Annotated in this window: 13 protein-coding genes; 9 read left to right on the top strand and 4 right to left on the bottom strand. The window is 69.5% G+C overall.

What is annotated here, in order from left to right:
• Window positions 1-26: 26 nt before the first annotated feature.
• Window positions 27-1643, bottom strand: a complete 1617-nt coding sequence (locus tag JW792_RS09225) for a cisplatin damage response ATP-dependent DNA ligase (RefSeq protein ID WP_135996470.1) — start codon at window positions 1641-1643, stop codon at window positions 27-29.
• Between the two features lie 138 nt (window positions 1644-1781).
• On the opposite strand from JW792_RS09225, the gene JW792_RS09220 reads away from it, so the two are divergent.
• The 3 genes from JW792_RS09220 to JW792_RS09210 all read left to right on the top strand — a co-directional run bounded on the left by JW792_RS09220 (window position 1782) and on the right by JW792_RS09210 (window position 5106).
• On the top strand, window positions 1782-3440 hold the full coding sequence (locus tag JW792_RS09220) for an AbgT family transporter (protein ID WP_135996002.1): 1659 nt from the start codon (window positions 1782-1784) through the stop codon (window positions 3438-3440).
• Between the two features lie 166 nt (window positions 3441-3606).
• Window positions 3607-4257 (top strand): TetR/AcrR family transcriptional regulator, encoded by a 651-nt coding sequence (locus tag JW792_RS09215; protein WP_158291599.1) that lies wholly within the window; start codon window positions 3607-3609, stop codon window positions 4255-4257.
• Window positions 4258-4353: 96 nt separating this feature from the next.
• Window positions 4354-5106 (top strand): cupin domain-containing protein, encoded by a 753-nt coding sequence (locus tag JW792_RS09210; RefSeq protein ID WP_158291600.1) that lies wholly within the window; start codon window positions 4354-4356, stop codon window positions 5104-5106.
• Between the two features lie 73 nt (window positions 5107-5179).
• Here the strand turns inward: JW792_RS09210 and ald are convergent, their stop codons facing one another.
• Window positions 5180-6298 (bottom strand): alanine dehydrogenase, encoded by a 1119-nt coding sequence (gene ald, locus JW792_RS09205; protein ID WP_135996005.1) that lies wholly within the window; start codon window positions 6296-6298, stop codon window positions 5180-5182.
• Window positions 6299-6510: 212 nt separating this feature from the next.
• Between ald and JW792_RS09200 the strand changes: the two genes are divergently transcribed.
• The gene (locus JW792_RS09200; RefSeq protein WP_135996006.1) at window positions 6511-6972 is read left to right on the top strand and encodes an Lrp/AsnC family transcriptional regulator; all 462 of its coding nucleotides are present in this window, start codon (window positions 6511-6513) and stop codon (window positions 6970-6972) included.
• Here JW792_RS09200 and JW792_RS09195 read toward each other — a convergent pair.
• On the bottom strand, window positions 6969-8669 hold the full coding sequence (locus JW792_RS09195) for a cation:proton antiporter domain-containing protein (protein ID WP_135996007.1): 1701 nt from the start codon (window positions 8667-8669) through the stop codon (window positions 6969-6971). The genes JW792_RS09200 and JW792_RS09195 overlap by 4 nt on opposite strands.
• A 95-nt stretch (window positions 8670-8764) precedes the next feature.
• Here JW792_RS09195 and queF point away from each other — a divergent pair, with 95 nt between their 5' ends.
• The 3 genes from queF to JW792_RS09180 all read left to right on the top strand — a co-directional run bounded on the left by queF (window position 8765) and on the right by JW792_RS09180 (window position 10429).
• A complete protein-coding gene (queF, locus tag JW792_RS09190; RefSeq protein WP_135996008.1) occupies window positions 8765-9229 on the top strand; it encodes a preQ(1) synthase in 465 nt (154 codons plus the stop codon).
• Between the two features lie 136 nt (window positions 9230-9365).
• Complete coding sequence (locus JW792_RS09185; protein ID WP_135996009.1) at window positions 9366-9878, top strand: curlin-associated protein; 513 nt, start codon at window positions 9366-9368, stop codon at window positions 9876-9878.
• A gap of 71 nt (window positions 9879-9949) precedes the next feature.
• Window positions 9950-10429: a hypothetical protein gene (locus tag JW792_RS09180; RefSeq protein WP_135996010.1), complete on the top strand. Its 480-nt coding sequence runs from the start codon at window positions 9950-9952 to the stop codon at window positions 10427-10429.
• On the opposite strand, the gene JW792_RS09175 is transcribed toward JW792_RS09180, so the two are convergent.
• Window positions 10426-11061 (bottom strand): nitroreductase family protein, encoded by a 636-nt coding sequence (locus JW792_RS09175; protein WP_135996011.1) that lies wholly within the window; start codon window positions 11059-11061, stop codon window positions 10426-10428. The two genes, JW792_RS09180 and JW792_RS09175, sit on opposite strands and share 4 nt — an antisense overlap.
• A 154-nt stretch (window positions 11062-11215) precedes the next feature.
• Between JW792_RS09175 and JW792_RS09170 the strand changes: the two genes are divergently transcribed.
• Both JW792_RS09170 and JW792_RS09165 read left to right on the top strand, forming a co-directional pair.
• Window positions 11216-11887 (top strand): TetR/AcrR family transcriptional regulator, encoded by a 672-nt coding sequence (locus JW792_RS09170; RefSeq protein ID WP_158291601.1) that lies wholly within the window; start codon window positions 11216-11218, stop codon window positions 11885-11887.
• A gap of 125 nt (window positions 11888-12012) precedes the next feature.
• Complete coding sequence (locus JW792_RS09165; RefSeq protein ID WP_135996013.1) at window positions 12013-13146, top strand: efflux RND transporter periplasmic adaptor subunit; 1134 nt, start codon at window positions 12013-12015, stop codon at window positions 13144-13146.
• Window positions 13147-13148 lie beyond the last annotated feature (2 nt).

Here is a 13148-nt window from a genome sequence, read left to right as displayed (position 1 = left end):
TAACGAACCGAACCGGTCAGATAGCACTAACTGCGGCCCGGGGCGAACCGCTCTTCAAGCAGGGCTTCGAGAAACCCGATCCGGTCGGCCTGCGCGGCCGGCTTGTCCCAGCGTATGCGCGAGACGCGGGGAAAGCGCATGGCGATGCCCGACTTGTGGCGCGGCGAGCGCTGCAGCCCCTCGAAGGCGATCTCCAGCACGAGGCCGCCATCCTTGCCGGCTGTCACCGCCCGGACCGGCCCGAAGCGCTCGACGGTGTTCTCGCGCACGAACTTGTCGATCTGCTTCAGCTCCGCGTCGGTGAATCCGAAATAGGCCTTGCCCACGGGAACGAGTTCGTCCCCGTCCTCGCCTTCGCGCCAGACGCCGAAGGTGTAGTCGGAATAGAAGCTCGAGCGCTTGCCGTGCCCGCGCTGGGCGTACATCAGCACCGCGTCGACCAGGAAGGGATCGCGCTTCCACTTGAACCACGGGCCCTTGGGCCGGCCGGGCACGTATGCGCTGTCCCAGCGCTTGAGCATCACCCCTTCGGCGGCCGGATCGGGCGGGTCGGCGCGCAGCGCGTCGATGGCCGCCCAGCTCTCGATCCCGACAAGCGCGGAGACGTCGATGCGGTCATTGGGCACCGCCGCCACGAAGGCTTCCAGCCGCTTGCGGCGTTCGGCGAAGGGCGCGCGGCGCAGGTCCTTCCCGTCCTCCACCAGAAGATCGTAGGCACGGATGAAGGCGGGATGCTTGTTGAGCATCGCCTTCGGGACGGTCTTGCGGTTGAGGCGCTGCTGCAGGTCGGAAAACGGCGCGACGCCGCCTTGCCCGTCCCGGACCAGCAGCTCGCCGTCGATCGCGCCCTCGAAGTCCATGGCCGCGATCACGTCGGGGAAGGTGTGGGAGATGTCGTCCCCGGTGCGGGTGTAGAGCCGGCGCACGCCGTCCTCGCTCACCGCCTGGACGCGGATGCCGTCCCATTTCCATTCGGCCGCGTAGTGTTGCGGGTCGAGGGTCTGCAGATCGGCCTCTTCGATCGCGGTGGCGAGCATCACCGGGCGGAAGGGCGCCTTGGCGGCGCTGACCGGTTTTTCGCCATGGCCGTCGAGCCAGGCGAAGAGCGTGTCGTAGGGCGGCTCCAGGCCATGCCAGAGTTCCTCGATCTCGGTGACGTCCTTGTCCCCGTATGCGGCAAGCGCGGTCTTGGCGAGGCGCGCCGAGACGCCGATCCGCAGCCCGCCGGTGACGAGCTTCAGGAGCGCCCACCGCCCGGTCGCGTCGAGCGCGTCGAGCCAGGCCTCGACCAGCGCGGGCGCCTCGGCGCGGCTTGCGCCCTGCAGGCTCTCGACGACCTCGGCGAGCTCGGGCGGCCGGTTGGCGCCGTGCCTTGCCGGCCAGATCAGGGCCGCGGTCTCGGCGAGGTCGCCGACATAGTCGTAGGACAGGGCGAACAGGACCGGGTCGCAGCGCCTGGAGACGAGCTCGCGGATCATCGCCGGCTTGGCCGTCGTGAACTCGAGATCGCGCGTGATCGCGGCGAGCGCGAGCCCGCGCTCGGGATCGGGCACGGCGGCGAAATGCTCGGCCAGCAGGGTGATCTTCCCGTTGCGCGCGGGCGTGAGCGAGAGCCGGTCGAGGAGCTGGGCGAAGCGCTGCATGCCGCCCGATATAGGCACTCGCGCCTGCCGCGTCCGCCGGCTCGCGGTGAAATTTCCGGCGCTGACCGGGTTTGTGTTTGTCCGCGGACACGCTAATCCTGTCGTCCTCATAACCATAATCTTGAGGGAGAGGGGATCATGGCGAAACCGAACGGGGAGCAGACGGTCGAGCACCAGAAGGGGATTCTGGGCTTGATCGAGCGGGCCGGCAACAAGCTGCCCGACCCGGCCTTCATCTTCTTCTACCTGATCATCGTCATGGCGATCGTGTCCACGATCGCGGCCGTCATGGGCATGTCGGTGCCCCACCCGACCCAGCTCGCCGAGGACGGTTCGGCCTTCATCGTGCGCGCGGCGAGCGCGCTCTCTCCGGAAAACATCGAGCACCTTCTGGTGGAGATGCCGGAGATCTTCACCGGCTTCCACCCGCTGGGCTACGTGCTGGTGGTGATGCTGGGTGCGGGCGTCGCCGAACGCGCCGGCCTGTTCGGCACGGCGATGCGCGCCATGGTGCGCGACGTGCCGAAGATCTTCCTCACCCCCGCGGTCGCGCTCGCCGCGATGATGGGCAACCTCGCCGCCGATGCGGCCTATGTGGTGCTGATCCCGCTGGCCGGCGTGATCTTCGCCGCGGCCGGGCGCCATCCCGTCGCCGGCATCACCGCGGCCTTCGCCGGGGTGTCGGGCGGGTTCTCGGCGAACCTGCTGCCGGGCCAGCTCGATGCGCTGCTGTTCGGCATCACCGAGGCCTCGGTCGTGGCCATCGTGCCGGACTGGACGATGAACATCGCCGGCAACTGGTACTTCATCGCCGCCATGACGGTGATCTTCACCCCGGTCATTTGGTACGTCACCGACCGCATCATCGAGCCGCGCCTTGGCAAGTGGACGGGCGGTGCTGTCGCCGGCGGCAAGGGGACCGAGGACGATCAGGACCCGGAAGCCGACCTCACCGAGGGCCAGAAGAAGGGCCTGGTGCGCGCCGGTCTCGTCTCGCTCCTCGTGGTGCTGGTCTGGCTTGCCCTGACCGTCGACCTCGTCGCGCTCATCCCGTTCACCGACATCTCGATGTATGGCGGCAACATCCCGCTGTTCAACGAGGCCGCCCTCACCGGGCCCGACGGGAATGTCGCGATCGCGCTGGTGCCGATGTTCTCCTCGCTGGTGGCCGGCTTCATGCTGCTCTTCATCTTCGCCGGCATCGCCTACGGACAGGCCGCCGGCACGATCAAGAGCCACCGCGACATCGTCGAGATGATGGCCGGCGCCATGAAGGACATGGGCTACTATCTCGTGCTCGCCTTCTTCGCCGCCTATTTCGTGGAGATGTTCAACGTCTCCAACCTGGGCCTGATCTTCGCGGTCAACGGCGCGGACGCGATCGAGAATTCGGGCCTGCCCCTGCCGCTGGTGCTCGGCCTCATCGTGCTGTTCTCCGCGACGCTGAACCTGTTCGTCGGCTCGGCGAGCGCGAAATGGGCGCTGATGGCCCCGGTCCTGGTGCCGATGCTGATGCTGCTCGGCGTCAGCCCGGAGATGGCGACGGCGGCCTACCGCGTCGGCGACAGCGCGACCAACATCATCACGCCTCTCATGGTCTACTTCCCGCTCGTGCTGGTCTTCGCCCAGCGCTGGGTGCCCGGCTTCGGCATCGGCTCGCTGACCGCCTCGATGATCCCCTACTCGATCTACCTGCTGATCACCGGGATCATCATGACCATCGTCTGGGTCTATCTCGACATCCCGCTCGGGCCCGGCGCCACGGTGGACTACGTGATCCCGGGGGCGGTGCAGTAGACGCGCCCGCCTTGCGCGCCTTCAGGAACGCCCGGCTCCGGCCGGGCGTTTTTGCGTGCGCCGGGCCCGGGAGGTCGCGATGGCCGAGGCGACCGCGCCGCAAGGGCACGGCCGGAGACGGCGGCGCGCGTTTGACACAATTATCCCGCCGGGTAATTTTCTGCGCATGTCCAAGGATGATTCTCCCGCTCGCGGCCGTCCCCGGGACGCCGACCCCGACGCGACGCGCCGCGCGCTGATGGCGGCGGGCGAGGACCTGTTCGCCGCGAAGGGCTTCGAACGCACCACGCTCGGCGAGATCGCCGAGGCGGCGGGCCTGTCCAAGGGGCTCGTTCGCTATTATTTCGGCGACAAGGCCTCGCTCTACGCCGCGATCATCGACGCGGTCGCGAGCGAGGTTCTCGCCGATCTCGAGGCGCGCCTGCCCGCCGAACCGGCCGGCGAGGACGCGCTGGGGCAATACATCGCCCTGTTCTGCCGCGCCATCATCGCCCGGCCGAGCTTTCCGCGCATGATCGTGCGCGACCAGCTCGACGGCGACCTGCTCGCCCGGCCCGAAGCCGCCCGGTCCCTGCGCCGCTTCATGGAGACCACGCGGCTCTACTACGAGCGCGGCCGGGCGGCCGGCCTCTATCGCGAGCTCGACGTGCACGCCCTGCATCTGTCGATCGTCGGGGCGACGGTCTTCTTCACCGTCACCGGCCGCTATCGCGATCTCGCTGCGCAGAAGTCGGGCATGGGCGATATCGCGCTGAAGGTCGATGCCTTCGTCGCCCAGCTTTCCGGCGTGCTCATGGACGGCATCCGGACCCGCTGAGGCGGTTTTCGATTGACTTTAATTATCTCGCCGGATAATTCCATCTCCCGTCCGGTTGGGACGATGCTTCCAAGACAAGAAAAACGGGAGAGAGAGATGAGGACGATCAAGGCGGCGGCCTGTGCCGCCCTGCTGGCGGGAGCCGCGGCGCCCGCCCTGGCCCAGAGCGAGGTCGGCGACATGCTGGACCGCTTCGCGGCCGACTACATGGAGGATCCCACCTTCACGCGGGACTGGCTCTTCGGGGTGGAGATCGGCGGCGAGATGTGGACGCTGTCGCTCGACCGCGACACCGCGAGCTACGAGATCCGGCGCGGCACGCCGCCCGAGCCGGTCTTCTACTTCACCGGCACGCCGGAGATTTTCGAGCGGATCGGGCACGGGGAGATCACCGCGCTCACGGCCATGGGACGGGCCTTCGAGAACGACCCGGTGCCCTTCGACATCCAGCTGATGGACGGGGCCGGATTCGATCCGGCCATCCTGAGCTTCGCCTTCCACTTCTGGACGCGCGGCTTTCCGGAAATCCTGAACTATCGCGAGCTCGACACGCGCGAGATCCACGGCGCGAACGGCGCGCTGATCTACTACCAGCCCGGTTTCCGCTCCGGCTTCGGCCATGTCGCGCCCGGCCAGCACGCCAACGAGGACCCCGAAAGCCGGTCCAATCCCTTCCCCACGATGTTCATCGTCACAGAGGGCCGGCTTATCGCCCGCATAGGCGGCGAGGATACCGAGATGGAGGGCGGCCAGCTCGTGATCATCCCGGCCGGGGTCGACCACGAATTCCTCAATCCCTTCGGCGAGCCGGCCTATTTCTTCCTGTTCATGTTCGGCGAAGGGGCGTGAGGGGCGCCCGCCTTCCCGAACGAAAAACCCCGGCCGCGAGGCCGGGGTTTTCACGTCTGCGAAGGCCGCAGGGCTAGATGCTCGTGAGCCAGTCGGGCTTCCTGTACTCCAGGCCCAGATCGTCGGCGACCGGCTTGTAGGTCACCTTGCCCTCGGCGACATTCAGGCCCTCGGCCAGGAACGGATCGTCGTTGAGCGCCTTCTTCGTGCCCTTGTCGGCGAGCGCGCGGGTGAAGGGCAGGGTGGCGTTCGTCAGCGCGAGCGTCGAGGTGCGGGCCACCGCGCCGGGCATGTTGGCCACGCAGTAATGCACCACGCCGTCCACGATATAGGTCGGGTCGTCGTGCGTCGTCGGACGCGAGGTCTCGAAGCAGCCGCCCTGGTCGATGGCGATGTCGACGAGGACCGAGCCCTCCTTCATCGTCTTCACCATCTCGCGGGTCACCAGCTTGGGCGCGGCCGCGCCGGGCACCAGCACCGCGCCGATCACCACGTCGGCGTCCCGGACCGCGCTTTCCAGCGCCGCCTGGGTGGAGAAGGCGGTCTTGGCCGAACCGCGGAATTCCGCATCGAGCTCGGCCAGGCGCTTGATCGAACGGTCGAAGATCGTCACGTCGGCGCGCAGGCCCACCGCCATCTCCGCGGCATGGGTGCCCGAGACCCCGCCGCCCAGGACGATCACCCTGGCCGGGCCGACGCCCGGCACGCCGCCGAGCAGCATGCCGCGCCCGCCATTGGACTTCTGCAGCGCCGCCGCGGCGACCTGGACGGACATGCGCCCGGCGACCTCCGACATCGGGCGCAGCAGCGGCAGGCGGCCCTGCGCATCGGTGACCGTCTCGTAGGCGATCGCGGTGCACCCGGACTCCATCAGCCCCTGGGTCTGCTGCGGATCGGGCGCCAGGTGGAGGTAGGTGAAGAGCGTGTGGTGCTCCTTCAGCCGCTTGTACTCGACCGGCTGGGGCTCCTTGACCTTCACGATCAGCTCGGCGGTCTCGAACACCGCGCCGGCGCTGTCGAGAATCCGCGCGCCGGCCTTCTCGTAGTCGGCGTCGTAGAAGCCGACGCCGTCTCCGGCCCGGGTCTCGACGAAGACCTCGTGGCCGGCCGCGACGAGCTCGGCCGCGCCGTTCGGCGTCAGGCCGACGCGGTATTCGTGAACCTTGATTTCCTTGGGTACGCCGATGCGCATGAGGGGTCTCCCGTTCGATCCTGCGGCGGCCTCGAAGGCGGCCGTGATTTTGGCGCGGAAGCTACGCGGACGGCCCGATCCGTGCAAGTGGGATCGCATGTACGCAATTTTCCTCTTTTACTGGCGTACAAGACGAAATATTCTTCCATCTTCGCCGGAAATCGCCCGCCGGCCGCGCGCCTTGTTCGAAAAAGCCTTCGGGGGACTTCGCCATGCGTCTCGACGCCGTCGACCGCGCCATTCTCGATCAGCTCCAGCGCGAGGGCCGGCTCGCCAACGCCGAGCTTGCCGAGCGCGTCGGGCTGTCGGCCTCGGCCTGCCACCGTCGCGTGAAGGCGCTCGAGGCCGCCGGCGTGATCGAGCGCTATGTCGCCCTCGTCGATCCCGAGGCGGTCGGGCGCCGGCTGATGGTCGTCGCCCTCGTCACGCTGGAGAACCAGAAGCGCGAGACGATGGTTGCGTTCGAGCGGGCCGTCGCCGAGGTGGAGGAGGTGACGGAGTGCTCGCTGATGACCGGGGCGGAGGACTATGTGCTGCGGGTGGTGGTGCGCGACGCGCGCGACTACGAGCGCGTCCACCGCGAGCGCCTGTCCGGCCTTCCCGGTGTCGCGCGCCTCGTCTCCAACATTGTCATGCGCCGGGTCTTCGCGCGCACCGCCCTGCCGGTGGACTAGGCCGCGGGCGTCGACATCGGGACCAGCTCGGGTTCGTAGGCCTCCATGACGCGTGTCATCCAGGCCGAGATCCGGTCTGGCGCGACGCCGGCAAAGCGGAGCAGCGCAGCCGCGAAGTCGAGCCCCTCCGGCCGGCCGCGCGTGATCACCGCCTGCATGCCGAGCGCGGCGTGGCGCGCACGTTCGGCCTCGCCCCCGACCGCGACGAAGCGGGCGAGATCGGGGAAGGTCTCGCGCATGAAGCCGGTGACCTCGCGGGAGATCTCGTAGCGCGGCTTGGCGAGCGCCAGCGCGCCGGCGTGATCGACCCCGACCGTCTTCATCAGGCGTATGTCGGAGGGATCGCCGAACGTGACGTCGTAGCCGTCCGCGATCGCGGCGAGGAAGCGGTCCGGGTCGCTCTCGATCGCGACGAAGGGGATGTCGAAGGCACGCAGCCCGTCATAGGCGAGCCGTCCCGCCGGGGTCATGGCGAAGAGAAGGATCGGGCGCGTCTCGCCCGGTTCCGCCGCGCTCGCCTCGCGCCGTCGCGCGAGCGTCGCAAGGCGCTTGGCCGCCCGGAATCCGAGCCCCGCCCAGGCCGGCGTGAGGGCGAGCGAGATCGCGCTCGCCGCCACCAGCACCGCGCTCGCCTCCGGACCGAGGGCCGCGGTGACGCCGGGCAGGGCGAGGATGACGAGGCCGAATTCCGAGCCCTGCGCGAGCACGAAGGCGAGTTGCGTGCCGCCTGCGAGGCTCCAGCCGTTCGCGATCGCCGCGAGCCAGGTCAGCAGGGTCTTGAGGAGCATCAACGCCAGGAGCGCGGCGAGGATCCAGTGCGCCTGCCCGATCATCACCCGCCAGTCGAGCGCCATGCCGACGGTGATGAAGAAGAAGCCCAGCAGGAGCGCGCCGAAGGGCTTCGCCTCTGTGCGGATCAGATGACGGAACGGGGTCTCCGCGACGATCATGCCCGCCAGGAACGCGCCCAGCGTCAGCGACAGGCCGAGCGCGCCGGTGGCCGCCGCGGTGGCGAGCACGAGGAAGAGCGCGGCGGCGGTGAAGATTTCCTCGTTGCGCGTGCGCGAGAGCAGTCGGAAGAGCGGGCCGATCACCAGACGGCCGAGCGTGATCGCGGCGAGGATGGCGAGCGCGGCCTTGATCCCGGCGATCGAGAGCGTCGCGCCGAGCCCGTCCGTGCCCGTGCCGAGCGCGCCCGCGAACACCAGGAGGAAGATGCCGGCGATGTCCTGGAAGACCAGGACGGCGGTGGCCGAACGACCCAGCGGACAGGTGGTGATGCCGCGCTCGGCCAGCGTCCGGGTCACCACCGCGGTCGCCGAGATTCCCGCCCCGGCTCCGAGGATGAGGCTCAGGGTCCAGTCGAGCCCGAAGGCGCGCGCGAGCAGGGCGAAGCCGAGCGTACACACCAGCATCTGGGCCGGCGCGAGGCCGAGAAGATCGCGCCCGCTCTCGCGCACCGTCTTCACCGAGAAGCCGAGCCCGATCTCGAACAGCAGGAAGACCACGCCGAGCTGGGCGAGCAGGTTCACCGTCTGGCCGGCCGGCACGAGGGCAAGCCCCGACGGTCCGATCGCGACGCCCGCGGCGATGAAGGCGACGATCGGGGACGTCTTCAGCGCACGCGCGGCAAGGACGCACAGCAGCCCCACGCCCAGGAGCGTCACGGCCGGCAGGATGGCGGAAACGCTGTCCATCTGGATTCTTCCCGGAAGCCAGCCTCCAGATTAGATCAAGGCCGGGACAGGTCCAGATATTGCCGATCGCGCCCGCGCCGATTACATCCGCGCCCATGACACAGGATCGCTATTCCGGGCTGGACCAGCTCGGCTCCAAGACCGAAACACCGGCCAGCCCGGACGAGGCGAAGCTCGAGCGCGTGGAGAATCCCGCGCGCGAGCACGATTATCTCATCCGCTTCACAGCGCCGGAATTCACCTCGCTCTGCCCGGTGACCGGCCAGCCGGACTTCGCCCATCTCGTCATCGACTACGCGCCCGGCGACTGGATCGTGGAATCCAAGTCGCTGAAGCTGTTCCTGACGAGCTTCCGCAATCACGGCGCCTTCCACGAGGCCTGCACGATGATGATCGGCCAGCGCCTGGTCGACGAGCTCGCGCCGAAATGGCTCAGGATCGGCGGCTACTGGTATCCGCGCGGCGGCATCCCGATCGACGTGTTCGGCCAGTGGGGCGAGATCCCGAAGGGCCTGTGGGTGCCCGAGCAGGGCGTCGCGCCCTATCGCGGCCGGGGCTAGGGTCCGGAGCCGGCGTTCATCTTCCTTGCGGGCAGGTGAACGACCCTATCCGCGCCCGTTCATGATCGGTCCTCCAGTGTGACCAGCGTACCGGATGCAAAGGGCGTCCGGAGCGCTATCCACACGGAGGCACGACATGAAACTTCATCTTCTCCTCGCCACGGGGCTCGCGGCGGTCACCATCATGGGTACGGCCGGAGCCGCCGAGGCGCAGTCGCGCAACCACGTGCGCATCGACCAGTCCGGCTATTCCAACGAGATCGCCGGGCGCCAGGACGGCTATCGCCAGCGCCTGTCGATCCATCAGCACGGCGTGCGCAACTACATCAGCACCTATCAGGACGGGGCGCGCAACGGCGCCACGGTCGGCCAGTACGGGCGCGGCAACGATGCCGTGGTCGACCAGCGCGGCCGGCGCAACACCACGGTTGTCGGCCAGCAGGGCCATTACAACTACGCCGACACGTATCAGCGCGGCTACAACAACACGACCGGCGTCGCGCAGATCGGCAGCGGCCACACCGCCTACACGACCCAGACCGGCTCGCACAACACGCTCGGCGTGATCCAGGTCGGCCAGGGCCAGAGCGCCAATGTCCGCCAGAGCGGCAGCGGCAACACCACGGTGATCATCCAGGGCGATCACTGAGCCATGAACGGACCGGAGCGCCCCGGCGGTCCGCCGGGGCGCTTCCCCGCCCTCTTTCGATGGAGGTTCCCATGAAGACGCTTCACGCCGGTCTCGCCGCCGCCGCGCTCGCGGCCGGAGCCGTGCCGCTGATGGCCTCTGGCAAGGCCGAGGCCGGCCCGGAGCCGGAGGTGTGCTGGCTCGCCTACCAGCCCGCAGGGGACGAGGCGACGCTGACGGCCTTCGCCGCGCCCGGGCTGTCCGGCCACTGGTCGCTGCGCGTGCACCATGCCGACGGCTACAGCTTCGACAGCACCTGGTCGGGCTCGCTCGACGCGCCCGGGGCCGACCCGGTGGTGCTCGGCCGCTTCGTCCTGAAGCGCGAGATGCCGACGCCGGCGGCGATGTTCGCCGGATTCGGGCGCGCCGAGCCGGGAACCACGGTGATCGCCGGGTCCGGTCTCGTCGCCGACCGTGCGGACCGGCTCGCGCTCCGCGCCGAACTCGACCTTGTCGGGCCGCGCGGCGAACCCCTGTGCCGCACCCGCGACATCGCCTGGCTGGAACCCTAGCCGCGTGGCCCGCTCCAGCGCTCGACCCGCGGCTCGGCGCGCGGGCGTTCGGTGGGCGGCTCGCTCGCGGTGCCGAGATAGACGAAGCCCGCCACGCGCTCGGTCTGTTTCAGGCCGAGCGCGGCGCGCACCGTCTCGTCATAGGCATACCATTCCGTCAGCCACTGGCCGGCAAAGCCCATCGCGCTGGCGCTCACCAGCAGGTTGAAGCACACCGCCCCGGCCGACAGCACCTGTTCCCACTCGGGAATCTTGTGGCCGGGCGTGACCTCGGAGATCACCGCGATCACCACGGGCGCGCGCTCGAACCGGGCGCGCTCGAAGGCATAGCGTTCCTCGGGCCCGCCGGGCTCGATCTCGCGCAGGCGCGCCTCCAGGATCTCCCCGAACCGGCTGCGCGCCTCTCCCTCGAACACGATGAACCGCCAGGGAAACAGCTTGCCGTGATCGGGCGTGCGCGCGGCGAGGCGCAGGAGGGTGGCGATCTGCTCGTCGGAGGGGCCCGGACCGGTCATGCACTTGGCCACCGTGGAACGGCGCCGCGCCAGAAGGCTCAGGGTTTCCCCGTTTGGATGGGCCGGGGCAAGCGTCTCGCCCTCGCTCGGGAATTCGGGCTTTCGAACGTCGGTCATCGGGTTGGAACTCCCTACGCGGTGTGGCGGTTTTTTGACGCGGAGCGCACAACGCCGCTATATCAGAAGACCGCGCCGGAGCGACAGGGGCCGGTGCGGGCGTGTTGACGCACGGCCGCATGGCCTTCGCTTTCCGGATCGGAGTCCAGACTTCATGACCGCCGAAATCGCCGAGAACGACGATCTCAGCCCCGCCGAGCGCCGGCGGCGCAAGGTGCGCGACGCCATCGTCAGCGCGGCCGAGGAAATCTTCGCCGAGGAGGGCGAGGCAGGCCTGTCCATGCGCCGCATCGCGGAGCGCATCGATTACTCCCCCGCGGCCCTCTACAAGTATTTCGATTCCAAGGAGGCCCTGTTCGACGAGATTCGCGAACAGTTCTTCGAACGCCTGCTGACCCGCATGCGCCGGGTGAGCGAGGCGGTGAAGGAGGGCCCCCGCCTCAACGGCCAGTGCCTGCGCGCCTACGTGGAGACGGGGCTGGAGCAGCCTTCCCATTACCGGCTCGCCTTCACCAACTATTTCCACAAGGACCGTCTCGACGAGAACAGCTTCGCGTTCGCAGCCGCGATCCATCTCGAGGACATGATCGCGCGCTCCATGGAGGAGGGCTGGTTCGAGAAGGCCGATCCCGGGCTCGCGGCCGCCTCGGTCTGGGCGAGTTCGCACGGCCTGACCATGCTGGCCGTGACCGTGCCGGGCTTTCCCGACGGCAAGCCGGGCTGCGAGGGCACCACGCTCGACGACGTCATCGACTTCCAGGCCCGCCTGATCATGCGCGGCATGGCCACGCAGAAGTGCCGCGACTGGATCGACCGGAACCTCTAGGAACCGCGCGGCCTCGGCCTGCCTGCCGGCGCTGCAGACATTTTCCGGGAAGTGAACGCTGTTCACTTTGCAAACGATGTTAGACGCGCTATCTCTCCGGTGACCGTCACCGTGGAGCTCCGCGCATGTTCGCGCCCGCCAGACCCGCCCCCTCCCGTTTCGCGCTCGGCGTGATCGCCGCCGCCCTGGCGCTCGCCGTCCTGGTGATCGGGCTCAGCAGCCTTCGCGGCGCCTCGGCCGGAGCCGGCGAAGCCGCGGGCGGGGCCGATCCGGTGCCGGTGGAGACGCTCGAGGTCCGCTACCAGGAGGGCGCGCAGATGCAGGTGCGCTATCCCGGCCTCGTGACGGCGCGGCGCGAGAGTGCGCTCGGCTTCGAGACCGGCGGGCGCATCGCCTCGATCGCGGTCGATATCGGCGATCGCGTCGAGGCCGGCGACACCCTCGCCGCGCTCGACACCCGCTCCCTGGAGGCCCAGCTCGCGGCCGCGCGCGCCGACGCCGAGGCCGCGCGGGCCCAAGCCGAGCTCGCCGAGGCCACGCTCGCGCGCCAGCGCACGCTGCTGGAGCGCGGCCACGTCTCGCGCCAGCGCCTCGACGAGGCCGCCTCCACCCAGCGCGCCGCCCGCGCCCAGGCCGACGCCGCCACCGCCGCGGCCGATGCGCTCGCCGTGCAGATCGATCTCGCCCGGATCGAGGCGCCGTTCTCCGGCGTCATCACCGCCCGCCATTTCGACGAGGGCGCGGTCGCAGGGCCGGGCGCACCCGTCCTGACCCTCGTGGAGGCCGACGCGCTGGAGCTCCGCGTCGGGCTTCCCGCACGCGAGACGCGCGCCCTGGTGGCGGGCGATCTCTACGAGGCCGAGCTCGACGGCGCGCGCGCGCGCCTGCGCCTGCGCAGCGTGACGGGCGTGGTCGACCGGCAGAGCCGCTCGGTCACTGCCGTGTTCGACTTCATCGAACCCGGCGCGGCGCGCGCGGGCGAGGTGGCGCGCCTCATCCTGCCCGCCCCTCTGGAGGATCGCGGCTTCTGGGCGCCCGTCACCGCCCTGGCGGAGGGACGGCGCGGGCTGTGGTCGGTCTATGTCCTGACCGGGCAGGGCCCCTTCGGCCTCGAGCCGCGCCCGGTGGAGATCCTGCACAGCGAGGGCGAGCGGGTGTATCTGTCCGGCGCGGTGGAGGAGGGCAGCCTCATCCTCGCCACCGGCCTGCAGCGCGTCACGCCCGGCCAGTCGGTCGTGCCCGCCCGGCAGGGGGGCTGAGG

This window comes from Marinicauda algicola, from assembly GCF_017161425.1.
GTDB classification, from domain to species: domain Bacteria; phylum Pseudomonadota; class Alphaproteobacteria; order Caulobacterales; family Maricaulaceae; genus Marinicauda; species Marinicauda algicola.
This window is presented reverse-complemented; position numbering and strand designations above follow the sequence as displayed.

Excerpts from the sequence above, each read along its gene's own strand:
- JW792_RS09225 (WP_135996470.1), bottom strand. The coding sequence starts at position 1,643 with ATGCAGCGCTTCGCCCAGCTCCTCGACCGGCTCTCGCTCACGCCCGCG.
- JW792_RS09220 (WP_135996002.1), top strand. The coding sequence starts at position 1,782 with ATGGCGAAACCGAACGGGGAGCAGACGGTCGAGCACCAGAAGGGGATT.
- JW792_RS09215 (WP_158291599.1), top strand. The coding sequence starts at position 3,607 with ATGTCCAAGGATGATTCTCCCGCTCGCGGCCGTCCCCGGGACGCCGAC.
- JW792_RS09210 (WP_158291600.1), top strand. The coding sequence starts at position 4,354 with ATGAGGACGATCAAGGCGGCGGCCTGTGCCGCCCTGCTGGCGGGAGCC.
- ald (WP_135996005.1), bottom strand. The coding sequence starts at position 6,298 with ATGCGCATCGGCGTACCCAAGGAAATCAAGGTTCACGAATACCGCGTC.
- JW792_RS09200 (WP_135996006.1), top strand. The coding sequence starts at position 6,511 with ATGCGTCTCGACGCCGTCGACCGCGCCATTCTCGATCAGCTCCAGCGC.
- JW792_RS09195 (WP_135996007.1), bottom strand. The coding sequence starts at position 8,669 with ATGGACAGCGTTTCCGCCATCCTGCCGGCCGTGACGCTCCTGGGCGTG.
- queF (WP_135996008.1), top strand. The coding sequence starts at position 8,765 with ATGACACAGGATCGCTATTCCGGGCTGGACCAGCTCGGCTCCAAGACC.
- JW792_RS09185 (WP_135996009.1), top strand. The coding sequence starts at position 9,366 with ATGAAACTTCATCTTCTCCTCGCCACGGGGCTCGCGGCGGTCACCATC.
- JW792_RS09180 (WP_135996010.1), top strand. The coding sequence starts at position 9,950 with ATGAAGACGCTTCACGCCGGTCTCGCCGCCGCCGCGCTCGCGGCCGGA.
- JW792_RS09175 (WP_135996011.1), bottom strand. The coding sequence starts at position 11,061 with ATGACCGACGTTCGAAAGCCCGAATTCCCGAGCGAGGGCGAGACGCTT.
- JW792_RS09170 (WP_158291601.1), top strand. The coding sequence starts at position 11,216 with ATGACCGCCGAAATCGCCGAGAACGACGATCTCAGCCCCGCCGAGCGC.
- JW792_RS09165 (WP_135996013.1), top strand. The coding sequence starts at position 12,013 with ATGTTCGCGCCCGCCAGACCCGCCCCCTCCCGTTTCGCGCTCGGCGTG.